Source organism: Microbulbifer variabilis, assembly GCF_023716485.1.
Lineage (GTDB): Bacteria > Pseudomonadota > Gammaproteobacteria > Pseudomonadales > Cellvibrionaceae > Microbulbifer > Microbulbifer variabilis_B.
The window spans coordinates 271,208-293,421 of record NZ_CP092418.1; the positions used below are offsets into that span (position 1 = coordinate 271,208).

The 22,214-nt window shown below is 57.4% G+C and carries 19 protein-coding genes; 15 read left to right on the forward strand and 4 right to left on the reverse strand.

Features of this window, described 5'->3' with window-relative positions; translation table 11 throughout:
• The 3 genes from MJO52_RS01250 to MJO52_RS01260 all read left to right on the forward strand — a co-directional run bounded on the left by MJO52_RS01250 (position 1) and on the right by MJO52_RS01260 (position 4,186).
• Positions 1-1,419 carry an FAD-dependent oxidoreductase gene (locus tag MJO52_RS01250; RefSeq protein ID WP_252084194.1) on the forward strand — a complete coding sequence of 473 codons (1,419 nt, stop codon included), beginning with the start codon at positions 1-3 and terminating at the stop codon, positions 1,417-1,419.
• Positions 1,420-1,578: 159 nt separating this feature from the next.
• Positions 1,579-2,658: a uroporphyrinogen decarboxylase gene (gene hemE / locus MJO52_RS01255; protein WP_252084195.1), complete on the forward strand. Its 1,080-nt coding sequence runs from the start codon at positions 1,579-1,581 to the stop codon at positions 2,656-2,658.
• Positions 2,659-2,779: 121 nt separating this feature from the next.
• On the forward strand, positions 2,780-4,186 hold the full coding sequence (locus MJO52_RS01260; RefSeq protein ID WP_252084196.1) for an HD-GYP domain-containing protein: 1,407 nt from the start codon (positions 2,780-2,782) through the stop codon (positions 4,184-4,186).
• 54 nt (positions 4,187-4,240) lie between these two features.
• On the opposite strand, the gene asd is transcribed toward MJO52_RS01260, so the two are convergent.
• Genes asd through rsgA form a run of 3 tightly spaced genes read right to left on the reverse strand, consistent with a single transcriptional unit; the run spans position 4,241 to position 6,962 of the window.
• Positions 4,241-5,104 (reverse strand): archaetidylserine decarboxylase, encoded by an 864-nt coding sequence (asd, locus tag MJO52_RS01265; RefSeq protein ID WP_252084197.1) that lies wholly within the window; start codon positions 5,102-5,104, stop codon positions 4,241-4,243.
• A 29-nt stretch (positions 5,105-5,133) separates the two neighbouring features.
• Positions 5,134-5,925, reverse strand: a complete 792-nt coding sequence (locus MJO52_RS01270) for a sulfurtransferase (protein WP_252084198.1) — start codon at positions 5,923-5,925, stop codon at positions 5,134-5,136.
• Positions 5,922-6,962, reverse strand: a complete 1,041-nt coding sequence (gene rsgA, locus MJO52_RS01275; RefSeq protein ID WP_252084199.1) for a small ribosomal subunit biogenesis GTPase RsgA — start codon at positions 6,960-6,962, stop codon at positions 5,922-5,924. The genes MJO52_RS01270 and rsgA overlap by 4 nt, the downstream gene beginning before the upstream one ends.
• A gap of 86 nt (positions 6,963-7,048) precedes the next feature.
• Between rsgA and orn the strand changes: the two genes are divergently transcribed.
• The gene (orn, locus tag MJO52_RS01280; protein ID WP_252084200.1) at positions 7,049-7,591 is read left to right on the forward strand and encodes an oligoribonuclease; all 543 of its coding nucleotides are present in this window, start codon (positions 7,049-7,051) and stop codon (positions 7,589-7,591) included.
• An 81-nt stretch (positions 7,592-7,672) separates the two neighbouring features.
• Here orn and queG read toward each other — a convergent pair whose 3' ends face one another.
• On the reverse strand, positions 7,673-8,776 hold the full coding sequence (gene queG, locus MJO52_RS01285) for a tRNA epoxyqueuosine(34) reductase QueG (RefSeq protein ID WP_252084201.1): 1,104 nt from the start codon (positions 8,774-8,776) through the stop codon (positions 7,673-7,675).
• Positions 8,777-8,910: 134 nt separating this feature from the next.
• Between queG and MJO52_RS01290 the strand changes: the two genes are divergently transcribed.
• The 11 genes from MJO52_RS01290 (at position 8,911) to MJO52_RS01340 (ending at position 22,142) form a co-directional block, all read left to right on the forward strand.
• A complete protein-coding gene (locus tag MJO52_RS01290) occupies positions 8,911-10,392 on the forward strand; it encodes an NAD(P)H-hydrate dehydratase (protein WP_252084202.1) in 1,482 nt (493 codons plus the stop codon).
• Between the two features lie 2 nt (positions 10,393-10,394).
• The gene (tsaE, locus tag MJO52_RS01295) at positions 10,395-10,883 is read left to right on the forward strand and encodes a tRNA (adenosine(37)-N6)-threonylcarbamoyltransferase complex ATPase subunit type 1 TsaE (protein ID WP_252084203.1); all 489 of its coding nucleotides are present in this window, start codon (positions 10,395-10,397) and stop codon (positions 10,881-10,883) included.
• 56 nt (positions 10,884-10,939) lie between these two features.
• The gene (locus MJO52_RS01300) at positions 10,940-12,250 is read left to right on the forward strand and encodes an N-acetylmuramoyl-L-alanine amidase (protein ID WP_252084204.1); all 1,311 of its coding nucleotides are present in this window, start codon (positions 10,940-10,942) and stop codon (positions 12,248-12,250) included.
• Between the two features lie 54 nt (positions 12,251-12,304).
• Entirely contained in the window at positions 12,305-14,200 is a 1,896-nt protein-coding gene (mutL, locus tag MJO52_RS01305) for a DNA mismatch repair endonuclease MutL (protein ID WP_252084205.1), read from the forward strand.
• 70 nt (positions 14,201-14,270) lie between these two features.
• Positions 14,271-15,194 carry a tRNA (adenosine(37)-N6)-dimethylallyltransferase MiaA gene (gene miaA / locus MJO52_RS01310; protein WP_252085945.1) on the forward strand — a complete coding sequence of 308 codons (924 nt, stop codon included), beginning with the start codon at positions 14,271-14,273 and terminating at the stop codon, positions 15,192-15,194.
• Between the two features lie 191 nt (positions 15,195-15,385).
• Positions 15,386-15,670: an RNA chaperone Hfq gene (gene hfq, locus MJO52_RS01315; RefSeq protein WP_020413623.1), complete on the forward strand. Its 285-nt coding sequence runs from the start codon at positions 15,386-15,388 to the stop codon at positions 15,668-15,670.
• A 136-nt stretch (positions 15,671-15,806) separates the two neighbouring features.
• Positions 15,807-17,138, forward strand: coding sequence for a ribosome rescue GTPase HflX (gene hflX / locus MJO52_RS01320; protein WP_252084206.1), 1,332 nt, complete (start codon positions 15,807-15,809; stop codon positions 17,136-17,138).
• Between the two features lie 145 nt (positions 17,139-17,283).
• Positions 17,284-18,426 (forward strand): FtsH protease activity modulator HflK, encoded by a 1,143-nt coding sequence (gene hflK / locus MJO52_RS01325; protein ID WP_252084207.1) that lies wholly within the window; start codon positions 17,284-17,286, stop codon positions 18,424-18,426.
• Between the two features lie 11 nt (positions 18,427-18,437).
• Positions 18,438-19,310, forward strand: a complete 873-nt coding sequence (hflC, locus tag MJO52_RS01330) for a protease modulator HflC (RefSeq protein WP_252084208.1) — start codon at positions 18,438-18,440, stop codon at positions 19,308-19,310.
• Between the two features lie 188 nt (positions 19,311-19,498).
• Entirely contained in the window at positions 19,499-20,692 is a 1,194-nt protein-coding gene (locus MJO52_RS01335; protein WP_252084209.1) for an ATP phosphoribosyltransferase regulatory subunit, read from the forward strand.
• A gap of 127 nt (positions 20,693-20,819) precedes the next feature.
• On the forward strand, positions 20,820-22,142 hold the full coding sequence (locus MJO52_RS01340) for an adenylosuccinate synthase (RefSeq protein WP_252084210.1): 1,323 nt from the start codon (positions 20,820-20,822) through the stop codon (positions 22,140-22,142).
• The last annotated feature ends 72 nt before the right edge of the window (positions 22,143-22,214 follow it).

Genomic DNA, 22,214 nt, shown 5'->3' on the forward strand with positions numbered 1-22,214 from the left:
ATGAAAGACAGACTGAACAACGATTTCCAGTTTATCGACGTGGCCCGTATAGATCCGCCGAAGAAAGATATCATCGCGCGTACCAGTGAATTTGTGGAGATTTACCAGCCATCCAGTGAAAACCAGGTAGCGAGCCAGGCACACCGCTGCCTGGACTGCGGCAACCCCTATTGTGAGTGGAAGTGCCCGGTGCACAACTATATTCCCAACTGGCTGAAATTAATCAGCGAGGGTAATGTGATCGAGGCGGCGGAACTCTGCCACGAGACCAACACCCTGCCGGAAGTTTGCGGGCGCGTTTGTCCCCAGGACCGCCTGTGCGAGGGCGCCTGTACCCTCAACGACGGTTTCGGCGCTGTGACCATCGGCAATGCTGAAAAGTACATCACTGATACCGCCTTTGCCCTGGGTTGGCGTCCGGATCTCAGCCATGTGGAAAAGACAGGTAAAAAAGTCGCGATTGTGGGCGCGGGCCCAGCCGGACTGGGCTGCGCCGATATCCTGATACGCAACGGCGTACAGCCGGTGGTCTTCGACAAGCATCCGGAGATCGGCGGCCTGATCACTTTCGGTATTCCGGAATTCAAGTTGGAAAAATCGGTGATGGAAAAGCGCCGCGAGGTGTTTGTTGAGATGGGGGTGGAGTTCTGTCTCAATACCGAGGTGGGCAAGGACATCAGTTTCGAGCAGTTGCTCAATGACTATGATGCCGTATTCCTGGGGATGGGCACTTACAACTACATGAAGGGCGGCTTCCTTGGTGAGGACCTGCCCGGCGTGCACGACGCTTTGCCGTTCTTAGTGGCCAACGTCAATCGCAATATGGGTTGGGAGAAGGACCCTGCGGAATTTGTCTCGGTGGAAGGCAAGCGTGTAGTGGTGCTTGGTGGCGGTGATACCGCCATGGACTGTAACCGCAGCTCTATTCGACTGGGGGCCAAGAGCGTGACCTGTGCCTACCGTCGCGATGAGGAAAATATGCCGGGCTCCCGCCGCGAAGTGGTCAATGCCAAAGAAGAAGGGGTGCAGTTCCTGTTTAACCGCCAGCCGGTAGAAATTGTCGGAGACGGTAAGGTCTCTGGAGTGAAAGTAGTCACTACCGAGTTGGGTGAGCCCGATGAAAACGGGCGTCGCCGTCCGCAGGTAGTGCCCGGTTCCGAAGAAGTCATCCCGGCAGATATCGTGCTGGTGGCCTTCGGTTTCCGCCCAAGCCCGGCGGAATGGTTTGCCGAGCACAGCATTGAAGTAGCGGACTGGGGTGGTGTCGTTGCCCCGGAAGAACAGAAATACAAGTTTCAGACCTCCAACGAGAAGGTCTTTGCCGGTGGCGATATGGTACGCGGTTCCGACCTGGTGGTAACAGCTATTTGGGAAGGGCGCCAGGCCGGTGAGGGTATTCTCGATTATCTGGATATCTGATTTTCCCGGTTGCGGATGGGAGGCTTTAAGCCTCCCATTTTTATATCTTTGTAGAGCGGCACCAGCCCTCAACCTGCCTGGATGATATTGTTGCCAAGCTGTATCTAGTGGCCCCGCCCCCTGTACAATGGCCGTTTTTTTAGCCCGCTCGGTGTACCTATGTCTGATACCAAACCGTCCGAATTGAAAAACGACCGCTTTCTCCGCGCCTTGTTGCGCCAGCCCGTGGATCGAACACCAGTGTGGATGATGCGCCAGGCGGGTCGCTACCTACCCGAGTACCGCGCCAGCCGCGCCGAGGCTGGTAGTTTTATGGATCTATGCCGTAATACCGAATTGGCGTGCGAGGTCACTCTGCAGCCGTTGGAACGCTACCCACTCGATGCGGCGATTTTATTCTCCGATATCCTCACCATCCCAGATGCTATGGGCCTTGGGCTCTATTTTGCCGAGGGCGAGGGGCCCAAATTCCATAAGCCGCTGCGCACTGCCGCTGATATCGAGGCATTGGAAGTGGTGAACAGCGAACGGGATCTGGACTATGTGATGAATGCTGTGTCCACCATTCGCCGCGAGCTAAATGGTCGCGTGCCGCTGATCGGCTTCTCTGGCAGCCCCTGGACCCTGGCCACCTATATGATTGAGGGTGGCTCCAGCAAGGACTTTGCTCGCAGCAAAGAAATGCTCTACAACCGCCCCGAGCTGATGCACCAGCTACTGACCATACTCGCCGATTCGGTGACAGACTACCTGAATGCACAGATTCGCGCCGGTGCCCAGGCGGTACAAATTTTTGATACCTGGGGCGGCGCCTTGAGTCACCGCGCCTACCGCGAGTTCTCCCTGCAATATATGCAGCGTATTCTCAGCGGTCTGATCAAAGAGGCCGATGGCCGCCGGGTACCCGCTATCCTGTTCACCAAAGGGGGTGGTCAGTGGTTGGAAGCGATGGCGGATACCGGTGCTGATGCTCTGGGGCTCGATTGGACCACCGATATCGGCAGTGCCCGCGCCCAAGTTGGGAATCGCGTTGCCCTGCAGGGTAATCTGGATCCTTCCGTGCTCTACGCCAGTCCAGAGCGCATCCGCCAAGAAGTGGAAGCTGTGCTGCAGTCCTATGGCCAGGGTAGTGGCCATGTTTTCAACCTTGGCCACGGTATTACTCCGAAAGTAGATCCGGCCCATGCCGGCGCCATGATCGAGGCAGTGGTAGAGCTTTCCGCAAAATATCACGTCTAACTGTGGCAACTAGTGTCTGAGTCTGTGAATACAGTCTCACTTTGTATAGGTGCTCGCCAATATCTGTCCGTGATATAAATGTGCGCTTGCCCGAGGGGGCCCGGATTTAGAAACGGGGCCCTTGCTGAGGGCAGTCTCCAAGCATTTACTACAGTGGTCGGTACCTCCCCAAGTGGCACTCGAACAGGCAAAAATTTCCGTCGGTGATCTCCAGCGCGGCATGTTTGTGTCCAGGCTAGACAAACCCTGGACACAGACTCCATTTGCCCTGCAGGGCTTTTATATCCGCGATTTGGAGGAGATTCGCCAACTACAGAAGTACTGCCGTTTTGTTTATGTCGATGTGCACAAGACCGTAGGCAGTGCCGGTGTGACCTTGCGCCGTTTGATCGGCGCTAGTGGTGCAAGTGCTAAAGGGCATGGCCGAGCCGCCGTGCGCGTCACCATTCCCTGCCGCCCCGTTGCGGTCTCTCACAAGACTTACCCCCCCCCTCAGCCCGCTCAGCGCGAGGCAGGCAATGCGCGCAAGTTGCACGGCCAGATATTGCGTGGCATGGGCGAAGTTATGGGGTTGGTAGCGAGCAATCGACCACTGCCGGTGCCACAGATGAACCGGGTGGTAGAGGATCTGGTTGAGAGTGTGCTGCGCAGCCCGGATGCTTTCGCCTGGTTGGCGCGAGTGCGAGACAGGGATGAACATACTTACAGTCACTCGGTACGCGCCAGTATTTGGGCGGTGCTGTTTGGCCGGCATATCGGCTTGGCGCGACATGAGTTGTTGCAGCTGGGGGTGGCCACCCTGTTAAAGGATGTGGGCAAGTTATCGATTCCCGCAGAAGTGCTGCAGATGCCCAAGCGCGACCCGCGCAGCGAGCTGGAGTATCGTAAATTTGTGCAACACAGCGTGCAGATGCTATCGGCAGACGCCCAGGTCGACCCCCAGGTGATTGATATTGTGCGCGGTCATCGCGAGCGCCACGACGGCGGTGGTTATCCCGGTGGCTTGCGCGGTGACAAGATTCCCGTATTGGCGCGCATGTGCGGCATCGTTACTTTTTATGATGAAGCGACGAACCCCCGCGGCGCCAGCCAGCCCATAGCGCCTTCAAAGGCCGTGGCCGAACTCTATGACCTACGTGGCATCGCCTACCAAGAACAGCTGGTCGTCGAATTTATTCAGGCGATAGGACTCTACCCCACCGGTACCCAGGTAGAGCTCTCCAGTGGCGAAGTGGGTGTAGTGGTGGAGCAGACCTATGACCGGCGTTTGCGCCCCAAGGTGATGATTGTGCTGGATGCGCACAAGCGCCAGCTGAGTAAACCGCGCCTGTTTGACCTGGCGGCTGCAGAGGATCGTGCAGAAAAGCTGATTGAGCGTGGCAAGATGCGCCCGGAGGAAAAGGTCAGCATAGTGCGGGATATAGAGCCAGGGGCTTATCCGGAGGTGAATACCTCGGCGGTGCGAGACGATTACCTTTTCAATAGTGGTGGGCAGCTGTCCCGCTTTTTCTCGCGCCTGGCGAGATAGTTTATTCTCGAGGGAAGCCTTGAGAGCGGCGTAACTTACCGCTCTCCCGAAGAATTAGCCGGCGTCAGCTATCATGCTGCCGAAATACTCACCCATACGCACAGGGGTTTCCGCCTCAAGGCTGTCCAGCCAGCGCACTTGATCCGCCCCAAACAACATGACGACTGTGGAGCCCAATTTAAAGCGACCCATCTCCTCGCCTTTTCGCAGGTGAATCGGTGCATTCTCAAGATAGTTGGTGGTGCGCACATCGCGAGTATGGGGCGCCACCTGGCCGGCCCAAACAGTCTCGATTCCGGCAACGATCATGGCACCAACCAAAATCATGGCCATGGGTCCGGCTTCAGTATCGAATACGCACACCAGGCGCTCGTTGCGGGCGAACAGGCGCGGTACGTTTTCGGCGGTTACGGTGTTGACCGAGAACAGTTGGCCCGGCACATAAGTCATGCTGCGCAGGGTGCCGTCGATAGGCATATGTACCCGGTGGTAATCCTTGGGTGACAGGTACACGGTGGCGAAGTGGCCATCGTCAAACTGGGCCGCCAATTCCGGGTCACCACCCACCAATTCCAGCAAGCTGTAGTCGTGCCCCTTGGCCTGGAACACACGGCCATTGTGGATAGCACCGAGCTGACTGATGGCGCCATCTGCGGGACAGGCCAGGCTACCCTCGCTACTGACAATCGGGCGTGCGCCCTCTTTGAGTTCGCGGGTAAAAAAGTCGTTGAAGGTGCGATAAGCGGTGCAATCGGTCTCTTTGGCCTCCTGCATATCGACACCGTACTTCTCGACAAACCAGCGGGTGAAAGGGTCTTTGATCGACTTGATCTCGGTGTTCGCCAGCCAGCCCGCAGCGCGGGAAAGAGCGTGTTGCGGAGTCAGGTATTGCAGGGTGGTAAAGAGTTTTGGATTCATACGGGTACAACGTTTTCCGGTAATACTTACTATTCGACGGGCGTATTGGGCAGGTTGCCCCACTCACTCCAGGAGCCTGGGTAGGCGCGAATATCAAAACCCAGGGACTTACCCACCAACCAGGTAAAACCAGAGCGGTGATGACTTTGGCAGTGGGTGACGATTTTATGTTTTTCATTGATGCCGAGCTTGGCGAGTAGCTCGCGCGCATCGGTGCGGATACGCAGGTCGCGCTGAGGGTCCATCAGCTGGGTCCACTCGCAGTTGATTGCGCCGGGAATATGACCGCCCTTGGTAGCCAAGACCCTTTCTCCACTGTACTCCTGGGGGGAACGGGCATCCCAAACGAGGAAGTCGGGGTTGCCAAGATACTCCTGGATTTCTCGGGCACTCATGGCAGCATCGGTATCGATCGAGACTTCGATATCGCTTGGGGTAACCTGTGGTTCTTCAGTGGTCAGTGGTAACCCGGCACCGCGCCAAGCGTGCATACCACCGTTTAAGTAGCTGTAATTGCGGTGGCCAATACTCTCCAGGGTCCACAGGAGGCGTCCGGCCCAGCCGCCGCCTTCATCATCACAGGCCACTACATGGGTTTCCGGGCGCAGGCCAATAGCGCGAAAAACTCGGGTCAGCTGCTCGGAGCTGGGGAGTTTACCCGGCGCAGGGGCAGTACCCGCCATCAATGCCTGAAATGGTAGGTGCAGGGCGCCGGGGATGTGTCCGTTCAAGTAATTTTGCAGGGAGCTGAGGTCGACAACCAATAGCTCTTCATGCTCCAGCTCGGCGGCGAGCTCTTCCGCCTCAATAATCAGGTTCAAAATTTATTCTCCGATTCCAGGCTGTTGCGCAGGTGTAAAAAGCTGTTCATACGGCGCTCACTGATGTCGCCGTTGGCCAGTGCTTCGCGAATGGCACAGCCGGGTTCGCCCTGATGGTTGCAGTCGCGAAAGCGGCAGTGGCCGATAAAGGGGCGGAATTCCACAAACCCTTCCAGTAGCGCGGCCTCCTCCATATGCCAGAGACCAAACTCGCGGATGCCGGGAGAGTCTATCAGATCGCCTCCGCTGGGCAGGTGAAACAGTTCCGCTGCGGTGGTGGTGTGGGTGCCCTTCAGGGTTGCCTCGGACAGGGCGCCGGTACGGGCGCCGGCACTCGGTAGCAGGGCGTTGACCAGTGAAGATTTACCCACGCCGGACTGCCCGACAAAGACGCTGCTGCCCTTGGCCAGGGTCTCGAGTAGTTGTGGCAGGCCCTCGCCGGTTTTAGTGGAAAGGCGCAGTACTGGGTAGCCGAGGTCGGGGTAGGGGGCCAGTAGGGTATCCAGTGCCTGGCGGTTGCCATCGTCGATCAGGTCGATCTTGTTCAGCAGCAGGATTGGCGCTATACCGGTGGTCTCTGCGGCGACCAGGTAGCGGTCGATGGCATTAGCGAAGGGCTCCGGGTAGGGGGCTATAACAATCACAATGCGGTCGATATTGGCTGCTACGGTTTTCAGGTCGCCGTAGCGATCAGGGCGCTGCAGCTCTGAGTTGCGCGGCAACCGCGCACCCACAACCCCATAGCCGCCATCGCTATCACTAGTGGCGGGACGCCAAGCGACGCGATCGCCGGTTACCAGGGTATCGATATTGGCACGCATGTGGCAGCGTTGGCGCAGGGAAGCATCGCTCTCACTTTCCACCAAAATTTGGGTGCCATAGTTGGCGATGACAAGACCGGTCTGTTCCTGGCCCAGTTGACCGTCGTCCAGAGCTTGTTCTGCGGACTCTTCGCGCTTGCGCGCGCGGGCCTCACGCTCCTGCTGGATCTTGGCGACGCGCCACTGTTGGCGGCGGTTTAATTTGCGTTTACTCATGCACTGGCACCTGGAGATTAGCGGCGGATTATAGCCATTGCCGGGTAGTTGCGGTAACTTGCGCGGAAAGTTTGAGGAGACCCGCTGTGGATCAGAACAACCTGATCTGGATAGATCTGGAGATGACCGGCCTCGATCCGGAAAAAGAGCGCATTATCGAAATCGCCACCATTGTGACCGATTCGCGGCTGAATGTGCTCGCCGAAGGCCCGGCGATGGTGATTCACCAGAGTAATGCCCTGCTGGATGCCATGGACGACTGGAACACCGAGCAGCACGGCGGTTCTGGTTTGGTGGCAAAGGTAAAGGAGTCGAATATATCCGAGCGGGAAGCGGAGCGAGAGACCCTGGAGTTCCTGCGCCACTGGGTGCCGGAGGGTGCCTCGCCCATGTGCGGTAACTCTATCGGCCAGGACCGTCGCTTCTTGGTCAAATATATGCCGCAGCTGGAATCTTACTTCCACTACCGTAATCTGGATGTGAGCTCGGTGAAAGAGCTGGCCAGGCGCTGGCGTCCGGATGTGTTGAATGGGGTGAAAAAACACAGTAGCCATTTGGCTCTAGACGACATTCGCGATTCTATCGAAGAGTTGCGCCACTACCGCGAGACCTTCTTTCGCCTTAGTTAAGCTTCCGACTTAGCGGAGCACTCGGCCGATTAGAGCCTCTTTTCTGCTGCCCCGACTCTTTTCTGTGCCTCGTTCAGGGGCTCAGGTTACGCGTTTGATCTTGCGTTTGCGTTTGCGTCCACTGCGTAGCCGCGCCAGGGCCCAATCGATATGCTCCAGCACCAGAGGCGTGGCCGTTTGCCGCGATTGTTCCAGGCTTTCGAATACCTCCTCGCTGGCCGCGCCGTTGCCGAGCGCCACCGCCAGGTTGCGCTGCCAGCGCTCGTAGCCGATACGGCGGATTGGCGAGCCCTCTGTCTTGCGCAAAAACTCCTCCTCGCTCCAGTTGAACAGCGCTAATAGCTCGCCGTTGTCGAGGCCGTGGCGCGGGTGGAAGTCCTGCTCTGCGGTGGGTTTGGCGAACTTGTTCCAGGGGCAGATTGTCTGGCAATCGTCGCAGCCGAAAACTCGATTGCCGATGGGCTCGCGGAATTCCTCCGGAATCGGCCCCTTGTTTTCGATGGTTAGGTAAGAGATACAGCGCCCGGCATCTAAGGTGCGCGGGCCGATAAAGGCATCGGTTGGGCAGACTTTAAGGCAGGCCACGCAATCGCCGCACTCGTCGGCAAAATCTCCCTCATCGACAGGCAAGGGCAGATTGGTATAGATCTCGCCGAGGAAGAAAAAAGAGCCAGCTTTGGAATTGATCAGCAGACAGTTCTTGCCGACCCAGCCGAGGCCGGCCTTGCGCGCCAGAGCGCGTTCCATTACCGGTGCGCTGTCGGTAAAGGCGCGACCCTTGGAATCGATACCCTGTTCGGCACAGAAGGCATCGATCTTCTTGGCCAGGCTGGCCAGGCGCTTGCGAATCAGCTTGTGGTAGTCGCGACCATTGGCGTAACGGGAGACATAGGCCTTACTGGAATCCTTGAGCACTTTGATCGGCTGGGTATCCGGTGGCAGGTAGTCCAGGCGCACACTGATGGCGCGCACGGTTCCCTCTTCCAGTAGTGCCGGGCGCCAGCGCTTTTCCCCGTGGGCGCCCATCCACTCCATATCCGCGTGGTAGCCCTTATCGATCCAAGCGCGCAGGCGCTCACCGTCCTCCTCCAGCTGGCAGTCGGTGATACCAACCTGCTGGAAGCCCAGCTCCCGTCCCCAGAGTTTGATCAGGTCGGCTAATTCGGCGAGCAGTGATTCGGTCATAGATAAAGCGGCTCGATATCCCATGCAAGCACAATGACTGGCCGGGGCGGTATACTTTGCTGTCAGTGCAAGTGGCAGCGATACAATCGCCCATTTTGCCACAGATGACATCTTCACCACATTGCGGGAGCCGCATGGATACGCCACAACCTTTGTACAGTGCCGAATCGGTACGGGAACTCGACCGACAAACAATCGCCGCGCTGGAAATTCCTTCGATACAGCTGATGAAGCGCGCGGCCCGCGCTGCTTTCATCCATTTACGCGCCCGCTGGGCAGATATCGGCCGCATCCAGGTATTTTGTGGCGGTGGCAACAATGGCGGTGATGGCTATGTGATTGCGGCTCTGGCCGCGCAGAAGAAGATACCGGTGACGGTGTTTGCCTGTACTGACCCCGAACTCTTGAAGGGCGATGCCCGCGAGGCCTATGCCTACGCCGTTCGCGAAGGCGTTCAGGTGCTGACCTCGCTGACCGAGCTGGACAGTGCCGATGGTAACACCCTGATCGTGGATGCACTGCTGGGGACAGGGTTTAGCGGTGAATTGCGTCAGGATGTTGCTCATGCCATAGAGCGAATTCGCAAGAGTCCCGGTCCGGTTTTTTCCGTGGATATTCCCTCGGGCCTGAGTGCCGATAGTGGCAGCGCCGATCTGGCCGTTCAAGCCAATATGACTGTGACCTTTATCGGTCGCAAGCTGGGCCTCTACTGTGGGCGTGGCCCGGCGCTTTGTGGCGAGGTGATCTTTGCCGATCTGGGTGCCCCCGCACCGATTTATCAAGCAGTAGAGCCCCTGGCGCAACGGTTTGAGCGCTCCAGCCTGAAACGCCTGCCCGAGCGTGCTGCGGACAGCTACAAAAATATGTTTGGCCATATTTTGATAGTCGGTGGCGACAGCGGTTTCGGTGGCGCAGCGCTGATGGCGGCGCAGTCCTCTGCACGCAGTGGTGCTGGTCTGATCTCCCTGGCAACCCGCCCGGAACACTTAACTGCCGCTTTGACCCGTTGCCCCGAGGTCATGGCTCATCCGGTTATTTCTGGCCAGGAACTGGAACCACTTTTAGAGGGGCCCGATGTCATCGCAGTGGGCCCGGGTCTTGGCCGCTCTCCCTGGAGCGAACAGTTACTGGCTCGCGCTGGCCGCGCTCAGGTGCCGCTGGTGGTGGATGCGGATGCACTGAATATCCTCGCCGTCGGGCGGGTACTCGCTGGTGTAAAACGCGATGATTGGGTGCTGACGCCCCATGTCGGCGAGGCGGCGCGCCTGCTCGGCTGCAATACCGCCGAGGTACTGGCAGATCCCCGCGCGGCGGCGGTGGCAGTTCAGCAGAAATTCAGTGGTGTGGTGATACTAAAAGGCGCCGGTACTCTGATTGCCCACGAAGGCGGTGTCGATCTGATCAACAGCGGTAATCCGGGTATGGCCTCGGGAGGCATGGGGGACCTGCTCACCGGAATAGTGGCGGCCTTGATCGGTCAGCACCTGCCTTTGGTAGATGCAGCGCGCCTGGCAGTTTGGCTGCATGGCGAAGCGGGTAACCGCGCCACGGAGGATGGTCAGCGCGGTTTGTTGGCTACAGATTTATTGCCCTGGATTCGACGGTTGGTGGACTGATAGTGAGTGAACTGAAATTGCATTTAGCGGACGAAGAGGCAACGGTGGCCGGCGGCGAAGCGCTGGGCCGCGCCTGCTTGGCCAGTGGCCTACAGCAGGGGCTCACCCTGTACCTGAATGGCCAGCTGGGCGCTGGCAAGACCACCTTTTGTCGCGGAGTGTTGAGTGCCTTCGGGCACCAGGGCGCGGTGAAAAGTCCTACCTATACCCTGGTGGAGCCCTACGAACTCGGCCCCCAGCGAGTATATCACTTCGACCTCTATCGCCTGGGAGATGCCGAGGAGTTGGAGTTTATGGGGGTGCGGGACTATTTCGCCACGCATAGCCTGAGCCTGGTGGAATGGCCGGAACGAGGCGCTGGCGTTTTACCTGAACCGGACTTGGAGTTGACTCTGCAAGTACCGGATAGCGGCCGCCAGCTGCTGTTGAATACCCATTCCAAACAGGGAGAAGCGGTACTCGATACTCTGGCAAAGATGCTAAATAAATAGCAATTGGCCTGGATTCAGGGATGTGTAAAAACAATAAGTGAAAGGGTTGGGAAGTAATGAGTAGGATGTGGCGCTCGCTGGTGGCCCTGGTAACTGGGCTGGTAATTGCACTGCCGCTGATGGCGGCTGAAGTGGAGGGCGTGCGCCTGTGGCGGGCGCCGGACCACACGCGCCTGGTCTTCGACTTGAGCGGCCCGGCGGAGCACAAGTTGTTCACCTTGAGTGGGCCGCACCGTGTTGTGGTGGATATTGCCGATACTCAGTTAAAGGCGCAGTTAGATACTCTGGATCTGAAGGGTACACCCATCGCCCAAGTGCGCCACGCCCGCCACAACAAGAAAGACCTGCGCGTTGTCCTCGATCTGAAGCAGCAGATCAATCCGCGCAGTTTTTCCCTGCGCCGTCATGAAGTACTGCCGGATCGCCTGGTGCTTGATCTTTACGACAAAGTGGAAAATCAAGAGAAGACCCTGCAGCAGGTAAGCACTGAACGCGACATCGTTATTGCCGTGAATGCTGGTCACGGCGGTGAGGACCCGGGTGCACTGGGTCCCAGAGGTCTGCGCGAGAAGGATGTGGTGCTGGCTATTGCGCGAAAACTACACAAAGAACTCGATCGCGAGCGGGGTTTCAGCGCGAAATTGGTCAGAACCGGTGATTACTTTATTCCCCTGCGCCAGAGGGTGAAGAAGGGGCGCAAAATGCGCGCGGATCTGTACATTTCGATTCACGCCGATGCCTTTACCCGCAAGGAGGCCCGTGGTGCCGGTGTCTATGCCGTTTCCTCGCGTGGCGCTACCAGTGAGACTGCACGTTTCCTGGCCCAGCGGGAAAATGAATCCGATCTGATAGGCGGTGCCGGTGACTTGAGCCTGGATGACAAGGATGACACCCTGGCTGGGGTATTACTGGATTTGTCGATGACCGCCACCATGAATGCCAGCCTGGATATTGGCGCCAGTGTACTGAATTCACTGGCCAGCTTTACACACTTGCACAAAAAGAAAGTGGAGCAGGCGAATTTTTCGGAGTTGCGCAACCCGGATGTACCCTCAATTTTGGTGGAAACGGGCTTTATCACTAATCCCTACGAGTCACGGCGATTGAGTGATCCCAAGTTTCAGCAGCGTATGGCAGAAAAGCTCAGTGAGGGTATAGTGGCTTACTTTCGCGCTAACCCTCCGGCGGGTACCTGGCTGGCAGCCAACAAGCCTGCCAAGTCGCGCCGCCACGTGATTAGCCGCGGCGAGACATTGTCCGGAATTGCCGCGCGTTACCGGATTTCCGTGGCCTCCCTGAAGAAAGCCAACGGTATTAAAAGCTCAGTGATCCGCGTGGGGCAGACTCTGAGTATCCCCTCGGGTTAGCCGCAAAGTTACCGCCTTATCGGCCCTTCAAATTAGCGTTAACAAGACAGAGTTATGCACGAACGTATCCAGCAATTATCTCCGCGTCTCGCCAACCAGATCGCTGCCGGTGAGGTGGTCGAACGCCCCGCCTCTGTAATCAAGGAGCTGCTGGAAAACAGTTTGGATGCTGGCGCCACGCGGCTGGAAGTGGATATCGATAATGGCGGTATCAAGCGCATGAAAGTGCGGGATAACGGCAAGGGTATCGAGAAAGAGGACTTGCCCATGGCGTTGGCGCGTCATGCCACATCGAAAATCCATGTGCTGGAAGATCTGGAAGCGGTGGCCACCCTGGGTTTCCGTGGTGAGGCCCTGGCCAGTATTTCCTCTGTCGCGCGATTGAATCTGATCAGTAGCCGCGATGAGAGCGGCAAGGGCTGGCAAGTGAGCGCCGAGGGCCGTGATATGCAGGCGCAGCTGGCCCCAGCGGCCCACCCCCGCGGCACCACCGTGGATGTGCGTGATCTATTTTTCAATACGCCGGCGAGGCGTAAGTTTCTGCGCACCGAGAAGACTGAATTTAACCGTATCGACGACACCATCAAGCGCCTTGCTCTGTCCCGCTTCGATGTGTCTATCACTCTGCGCCACAACGGCAAGGGCGTGCACAACCTGCGTGCCGGCAGCGGCCGCGTGGAGATGGAGCGCCGTGTGGCGCAGGTATGCGGTCCGGCTTTTATGCAGAACGCCCTGCATATCGATGTGGAGCGCAGTGGTTTGCGCCTATGGGGTTGGGTGGCCGAGCCGGCTTTCTCCCGCTCCCAGGCCGATCTGCAATTCTTCTACGTCAATGGGCGTGCTATCCGCGATAAGGTGGTGAGTCACGCGGTGCGCCGTGCCTTTGCGGATGTGCTCTATCACGGCCGTCATCCGGCGTTTGTACTCTATCTGGAGCTGGACCCGGCATCGGTAGATGTAAATGTACACCCGACCAAGCACGAGGTGCGTTTCCGCGATGGTCGCTTGGTACACGACTTTTTGTTTGGCAGTTTGCATCGGGCTCTGGCGGATGTGCGCCCAGGGCAGAAAGATGAGCAAGCTGAAGAGGCTGATGGGCAAGAGAATGGCGCTGCTGAAAGAATCAGTGGTATTCAGGCAGGAGAGTTTTCCGGCCAACAAAAAATGCCACTCTCCAATCGCCCCTCACCGGCGAGCTTACAGCAGCAAATGAATACCTACGGTGCCTTGCATCAACCCTATCGGGAGCCGGCAGCTGTTGCTGAGCCTGCGGTACCTTCTCCAGATGCGCCTCCGGCTGGCGCTCCTGTTGCACCAATGGCTGCGCAGGCACCCACGATTAACGAGAGTGCTAATGGAGAAGATGTTCCGCCGTTGGGTTTTGCCATCGCTCAGCTGCATGGCATATATATCCTCGCGCAGAACGAGCAGGGCATGATCGTGGTGGACATGCATGCCGCCCACGAGCGTATTGTCTATGAACAGATGAAAGTGGCTCATGCTGCGGGCGGTATTCAGGCACAGCCATTGCTGGTACCAGTGAGCCTGGCGGTAAGCCAGCGTGAGGCGGATTGCTTCGAGGAGCGCAGCGAAGTGTTTACGGCTCTCGGTTTCGTGCTACAGCGCGCAGGCCCGGAAACTCTACTGGTACGACAGGTGCCGACCATGTTGCACGGTGCTCAGGTGGAGCAGCTGGTGCGCGATGTATTATCAGACTTACTTGGGCAGGGTGACAGCGAGCGTATAGGCGAGCAAATCAATGAAGTGCTCGCCACCATGGCCTGTCACGGTTCTGTGCGCGCCAACCGCCGCTTGACGATTCCGGAAATGAACGCGCTGCTGCGGGATATGGAGCGCACTGAACGCAGCGGCCAGTGCAATCACGGCCGTCCGACCTGGACCCAGGTTAAACTGGCCGATATGGATAAGTGGTTTATGCGCGGTCAATAATCGCGTTTTGGAAGTAGGTGGTGATTTGAGCGAGCGCACTCTGGACGATAAACCCCGCGCAATTTTTTTGATGGGTCCCACGGCATCGGGCAAGACGGATTTGGCCATGGCTTTGGCCGATCGCCTGCCGGTGGAATTAATTAGTGTGGATTCGGCTCTCGTTTATCGGGGTCTCGACGTGGGCTCGGCCAAGCCCAGCGCGGAGGAGCTGGCCCGCTATCCCCATCGCTTGATCGATATCTGTGATCCCAGCGAGTCTTTTTCTGCCGGCCGATTTCGCAAAGATGCTCTCGAAGCTATGGACGAAATCAGCGTAGCCGGTAAGATCCCTTTACTGGTTGGCGGAACTATGTTGTATTTCCGTGCTCTCCTGGAAGGAATGGCAAAGTTGCCGGAGGCCGACCTGAAGCTACGCGCTGAGATTGAAGCGCGTGCCGAACGTGAAGGCTGGCCGGCACTGCATGCGGAACTCGCACAAGTCGACCCGCAATTAGCGGCGGAACTGCATCCTAATCACTCGGTACGTATAGAGCGGGGGCTGGAGGTTTATCGGCTTACCGGTGTACCTCTTTCCCAGTTGCGTCGAGAACAATCTGGTGGCGGGGTACAGGAACGCTACCACTTGACTCAGTTGGCGATTATGCCTCGGGACAGGTCGTTGCTACATCGGCGTATTGAACTGCGCTTTAAGCGGATGCTCGAAGCTGGGTTTGTGCAGGAAGTGCGCGGTTTATTTGATCGTGGCGATCTGCATGAGGATCTACCGGCGATTCGTGCGGTGGGCTATCGTCAAGTGTGGCAGTACCTGGAAGGGCACTGCGATTATGATGAGATGGTTGCTGCGGGAATTGCCGCCACCCGCCAGTTGGCCAAGCGACAGCTGACGTGGTTGCGGCGCTGGCCCGAGTTGGAAATTTTGTACACTCAGGACAGCGAGGGTAGGGTGCGTGAGAATGATGAAATATTGGCCGAAGCCTTGAAATTTCTCGCTTGAGCATCCATAACGTGGTTGGGCTATAAAACGACAAGCTCAGTCAGTCAGTTTTCACAGGGTCGGCCTTTTCCGGCTCGCAACTACACTACTTATTACGCGTATTCGACCTCAGTCGTTTTTTGATCCGCGCACTTCGCGGATACGATTGCGGCCTGCATACCGCATTCAGCTTTTTGACAAGGAGAAAAAAGATGTCAAAAGGGCACAGCTTACAAGACCCTTACCTCAACGTATTGCGCAAAGAGCGTATCCCGGTTTCTATCTATCTGGTAAACGGCATCAAGCTCCAAGGGCAAATTGAATCTTTCGACCAGTTTGTGGTGTTGCTGAAAAATACCGTCAGCCAAATGGTTTACAAGCACGCTATTTCCACTGTTGTACCGTCCCGCGCAGTGCGCGTTCCCCTGTTGAACCCAGCCGCACAGCATGGCGGCGAGGGCAATGGTGAAGGCGGTGAGCGCGAATCTTTCAGCTGATTGAGTTGCGCTTAACGAGACTCGCGCCCCGTTACCGGGGCGCAAGCAGCCGAGTGAATCCGGAGTTGGACTTGCGGCTGCCATTTCAATCTAGGGAGCCAGATAGGCGCCCATTTCCTCATATAGAGATTTCCCATTGTTTTTCGATCGACCGGAATCTGGTGAACTGGCAGTACTGGTACACCTTGAACTCTCCGCTATAGACAGCCCCGATGATCCTCGCGAATTTGAGGAGCTGGCCCTCTCTGCCGGAGCCGATCCGGTCAGTTTTATTTTTGGACAACGTGCCACTCCAGACCCTAAAACCTTTGTTGGTCGAGGTAAGCTGGAAGAGATTCGCCAGGAAGTGAAAGAGCAGGGTGCCGAGCTGGTGATCTTTGATCACACCCTCTCACCCAGCCAAGAGCGCAATATTGAGCGTGAACTCAAGTGCCGGGTGCTGGATCGCACCGGCCTGATTCTGGATATCTTCGCCCAGCGTGCGCGCACCCATGAAGGTAAGTTGCAGGTGGAGCTGGCGCAATTGCGCCATATGACCACCCGCCTGGTGCGAGGATGGACCCATCTGGAACGGCAGAAAGGCGGTATCGGTTTACGCGGACCGGGCGAGACCCAGCTGGAAACGGATCGGCGTTTATTGCGTGCGCGTATCGATTCCATTGAGAAGCGCCTGGAAAAAGTTCGCCGCCAGCGAGAGCAGGGCCGGCGTGCGCGCTCCCGTGCCGAAGTGGCTACGGTTTCCCTGGTGGGTTACACGAACGCCGGCAAGTCGACTCTGTTTAACAGGCTCACTGATGCCGACGTGTATGTGCGCGATCAACTGTTTGCAACCTTAGACCCTACTATGCGAAGGGTTGAATTACCCAATGTCGGCGCCATGATCCTTGCTGATACGGTAGGTTTTGTTTCGCACCTGCCACACAAACTGGTGGAGGCGTTCCGCGCGACCCTGGAAGAGGCTGCGCAGGCAACGCTGCTTCTACATGTGGTGGATGCCGCCGCAGAAGATCGTCTGCACCTGATGGAAGAGGTTCAGACCGTACTGGAGGAAATTGGTGCTGCGGATATCCCGCAGCTGCTGGTGTACAACAAAATCGACCTGCTCGCCGACAGTGAGCCCCGCATTGACCGCGATGAAGAGGGGGTACCGCGTGCGGTTTGGCTCTCAGCGGTGACCGGTGCTGGTTGTGACCTGCTGGTGGAGGCGATTGCAGAGCGCCTGGGAGAGCAGATGGTACAGGGGCTGCTGGTGGTAAAACCACAGCAATCCCGCCTGCGCGCGCAGCTCTACCAGATCAACGCGGTGCAGAGCGAACACTATCGGGATAATGGCGATTGCGAATTGCAGTTATTGCTTCCGCGCAGTGATTTCCAGCGTTTACTGGCCCCATTTACAGATGGTGGTGAAGAGCCGGAGTGGCTGCCAAAAGAGGCACTTCCCGATGATAATGAGGCGCAAGAACACTAGCGCCAGCACATTTTCGTGTGGCCGATGCGGCCCCAATTTCGACAAACTTGCCTTCAGCAGAGGTCTGGCGGCAATATTTTGCCGGCGGGGAATGCTAGAATCCGCCGGAGTCAAAGCTTAAATGATCAGAGTTGGAGTAATTTAGATGGCCTGGAATGAACCGGGTGGTAACAACGGCAAAGACCCTTGGGGTGGCGGCGGTGGTAACCGCAATAACGATGGCCCACCGGATCTCGACGAGCTGTTCCGCAAAGTCCAGCAGAAACTCGGCGGATTGTTTGGCGGTAGCCCAAGCACCGGAACGGGTAAGTTCCCATGGATGCTGGTGATTGTTATCGCGGTATTAATTTATGCGGGACTCGGTATTTATCAGGTCAACGCCAACGAACAGGCGGTGGTATTGCGCCTTGGTAAATACCACTCGACCGAATCGGCCGGCCTGCACTGGAACCCACCGCTGATAGATAGTGTAACCAAGGTCAATATGACTGAGGTGCGTACCGAGCGCACCACCGGACAGATGCTGACCGAAGATGCCAATATCGTTGAAGTGGTATTGACCGTGCAATGGCAGGTAAGTGATGCGGAGTCTTTTGTACTGCGTGTACGCGAGCCGGTGAAGAGTCTACAGGAGGCCACTGACAGTGCCTTGCGCCACGTAGTGGGCTCTCTCACTCTGAACGGTGTGATTTCGCAAAACCGGACCCAGGTATCCACCGACACCCAACAGCGTCTGCAGGAGTACCTGGATTTGTACCAAACGGGTATCCGTATCGATGTGGTGAACCTGACTGATGCCAAGGCGCCCCGCGAAGTGCAGGATGCCTTTGACGATGTAACCAAGGCTCGCGAGGACGAGGTGCGTCTGCAAAATGAAGCCCAGGCCTACGCCAACCAAGTGATTCCGGTTGCTCGCGGTCAGGCACAGCGAATTATCGAAGAGGCCGAGGGCTACAAGGCCCGTGTAGTCGAGAGTGCCCGCGGTGAGGCGGTGCGCTTCGAGAAACTGCTGTCCGAATACGAGCGCGCGCCGGAAGTGACCCGCGAACGCCTATACCTGGATGCGGTGCAGGATGTGATGTCTAACACCTCCAAGGTGATGGTTGATGTCGAGGGTGGCAACAACATGATGTACCTACCGCTGGATAAGCTGACTCAGGAGAGCACATCCCAGGCTGTCCAACGTAAAGACACCTCCCCGATCGTAATCGAAGAGGTCTACCAGCGTATCGTCGAGCGCCTGCGCCAGGATGCCGCCAGCAGCCGCCGCAGCCAGACTGTTCGCTAGGAGGTGATGGAATGAACAACAAATCTTTGGGAATTATTGTCGCACTGCTGCTCGTCGTCCTGTTGGTTTCCTCCAGCGCCTTCGTGGTGAAGGAAACGGAAAAGGCTGTGTTGCTGCGCTTTGGTGAGCTGGTGCGCACCTACACCGAGCCGGGTCTCTACTTCAAGATTCCGTTTGCGGAGAAGCTGCGCAAGTTTGACGCTCGTATCCAAACTGTGGATTCAAGCCCGGTGCGTATGCTCAATAGCGAAAACAAGTTCATGATGGTGGATTCGTACGCTAAATATCGTATCTCAGATGTGAGTAAGTTCTACATCGCTACCCGTGGCGATGAGCGCAATGCGGTGCGTCTACTGTCTGAGCGGATCAACGATCAGCTGCGTAACCAGTTCGGTGTGCGTGACCTGCATGAGGTAGTCAGTGGTGAGCGCGATGAGCTGATGGCGGAGATTACCAAAAACCTGAATAAGGTTGCTCAGGGCGACTTGGGTGTGGAGGTGATCGATGTACGCGTCAAGCGCATCGACCTGCCACCAGAAGTCTCCGAGTCCGTGTTCCAGCGTATGCGTGCAGGCCGTGAGCTGGAGGCAAGGGATCACCGAGCCAAAGGGCAGGAGGCCAGTGAGCGGATCAAAGCCAATGCCGATCGCCAAAAGGTGGTGATTGAGTCCGAGGCCTACCGCCAGGCCGAAGAACTGCGTGGTGCTGGGGATGCGGAGGCGGCATCGATTTATGCCGCAGCCTATACCAAGAACCCCGAGTTCTACCGCTTCACGCGCAGCCTGCAGGCTTATCGGGAATCTTTCCGCAGCAAATCCGATATGTTGCTGGTGGATCCAGATAGTGAGTTTTTCCGCTATCTGAAGGACCCTAAAGGGCAATAAACCAACTTGCGGGGCAAATGGCAGCGGATTATCCCTACCCCCCAGCTGTTTGCCCGAGGTCGTGGCTGTCCTTGCGACAGCCCTACCTTCCTGCCGGCAGTTGGTGCTAAAATCACGCAAACCGGGCCTCGCCCGGTTTTTTTGTGGAAGCCGACGCGCCTCATTAACTCTGAAAAGTCCGTTTCACCATGACTCAAGCCGATCGTTGGATGCTGCCGGATGGCATCGCGGAGATTTTGCCCGCGGGAGCTGTTCAAGTTGAAACCCTGCGCCGCCGACTGTTGGACCTCTACCATTGCTGGGGGTACGAGTTGGTGATACCGCCAATGTTGGAATTCACCGAGTCCCTGCTGGTTGGTATGGGGCGTGATCTCGACCTGAGCACCTTCAAGGTCACAGACCAGATTTCCGGCCGCACACTCGGTATTCGCGCTGATATTACCCCGCAGACAGCGCGTATCGATGCGCATAGTTTTCCTCGTGCGGGGGCTAACCGCCTGTGCTACGCGGGCCAGGTCCTGCACACCCGGCCACGTACCGCGATGGGCTCGCGTGCGCCGATCCAGATAGGTGCGGAATTGTTTGGCGTGGACAGCCTCAGTGGAGATATCGAAGTGATCTTCCTGATGCTGGAGAGCCTGCAGGTTGCCGGGATAGAAGATATTTATTTGGACCTCGGCCACGTAGCGATTTACCGAAGTCTCGCCGAGGCAGCCGGGCTCGGTGACAGTGAGCGTGAAGAACTTTCCGCGCTGCTGCAGAACAAGGCCAGTGCCGATGTTTACAGCTGGGTGTCTGAGAATATTAGTGATTCACAGGTATCGGGCTGGCTGCAAGCTCTCCCCAGTCTTGCCGGCGGGCTCGACTGCCTGGAACGAGCCGCCACTCAGTTGGCGGGAGCGCCGCAGGCTCTGTTGGATGCTTTGTCTGATCTGCAGCAGGTCGCCGAGGCTCTGGGGCAGCGCTACCCGGCGGTGACCCTGTTCTTCGATTTGAGTGAAGAGCGTGGATACGACTATGAAACCGGCTTGGTATTCGCCGCTTACACACCGGGCCACGGGCAGGCACTCGCCAATGGTGGCCGCTACAACGGTATTGGTGCAGTATTTGGCCGGGACCGCCCGGCAACGGGCTTTAGTAGTGATTTAGTGGCTCTCAACACGCTGGGTACCAGCGCGACACCCGCTGAGGGCGCCATACTCGCGCCGGAGGTAAGTGGTCCCCAGGGCGCCGGGCTGTGGCGCGCAATTGATGAGCTGCGCGAGCGGGGAGAGGTGGTCATTGCCACTCTTTCCGATAGCGCAGAGAGCGATCTTCATTCGCGCTGTGATCGCGAGCTGGTATTCGAGGGCGACTCCTGGGTGGTAAAGCCCCGGGATTGAACAAAGGCGGGCGCAGAGGATGTGCCAATAATGTGCCTATATTGGTGCGGTGAACCCCGCAAGATTCATTGATGTAGGGGCCTCTCGGCCTCCTGCAGAACGAAACCTGAGTTAGAGATTGATACAGATGGGCAAGAATGTAGTAGTGCTGGGTACCCAGTGGGGCGATGAAGGCAAGGGTAAAATTGTCGATTTGCTGACAGAACAGGTCTCCCTGGTGGTGCGCTTTCAGGGCGGACACAACGCCGGCCATACCCTGGTGATCGACGGTGAGAAAACCGTACTGCACCTGATCCCCTCCGGTATCTTGCGCCCCAGCGTGACCTGCCTGATCGGCAACGGTGTGGTGCTGTCACCGGAAGCATTACTCAAGGAAATGTCTGAGTTGGAAGAGCGCGGTGTCCCAGTGCGCAAGCGCCTGCGCCTGTCCCCAGCCTGTCCCCTGATTCTGCCGGTGCATGTGGCACTGGATCAGGCCCGTGAAAAGGCGCGCGGTGCGAAAGCAATCGGTACCACCGGTCGCGGTATCGGTCCCGCCTATGAAGACAAAGTTGCCCGCCGCGGTCTGCGCCTCGGTGACTTGTGTAACTGGGAGAACTTCTGCAATCAGCTCAAGGAGCTGATCGACTACCACAACTTTGCCCTGACCGAATATTACAAAGTCGATCCGGTCAGCTACGAGGACACTCTCGAGCAGGCCAAGATCTGGCGTGAGCAACTGGTGCCGATGATCATCGATGTGGCCGACCAGCTGCATAAGGCCCGCGAACAGGGTGAGCACATCCTATTCGAGGGGGCTCAGGGTTCCCTGCTGGATATTGACCACGGTACCTATCCGTTTGTGACCTCCTCCAACACCACTGCTGGCGGCACCGCCACTGGTTCTGGTTTTGGCCCCCTCTACCTGGATTACGTACTGGGTATCACCAAGGCTTACACCACCCGCGTTGGTAGTGGCCCTTTCCCCACCGAACTCGACTGTGAAGTAGGGCGTCATCTGGGTGAGAAGGGACATGAATTTGGTGCCACCACCGGGCGCCAGCGTCGCACCGGCTGGTTCGATGCCGTTGCCGTACGTCATGCTATTCGTATTAACAGTATCTCCGGCTTGTGTCTGACCAAGCTGGATGTACTCGATGGTCTTGAGGAAGTGAAGATCTGTGTCGGTTACCGCAACAGTGCCGGAGAAGAAGTACCGGTACCTTTCGACGCCGCCGGTTGGGAGGGTGTAGAGCCTGTATACGAAAGTATGCCTGGCTGGACAGAGAATACTTTCGGGGTGCGTCGTGAGGCGGACCTGCCGGCCAATGCCAAGGCTTATATCGCCCGTATCGAAGAGCTGGTGGGTGCGCCGGTAGATATTGTTTCTACAGGTCCCGATCGCAACGAGACGATCGTTCGCGCCTCTTCCGCTCTATGTGAAATGGGAATCCATAACGCGAGCGTATAAGCCTCTAAAGCCTGCTTGTGAATCTACGGTCAAACCCTGGCCTTGCTATTTTTAGTGAGGCCTTTGATCATT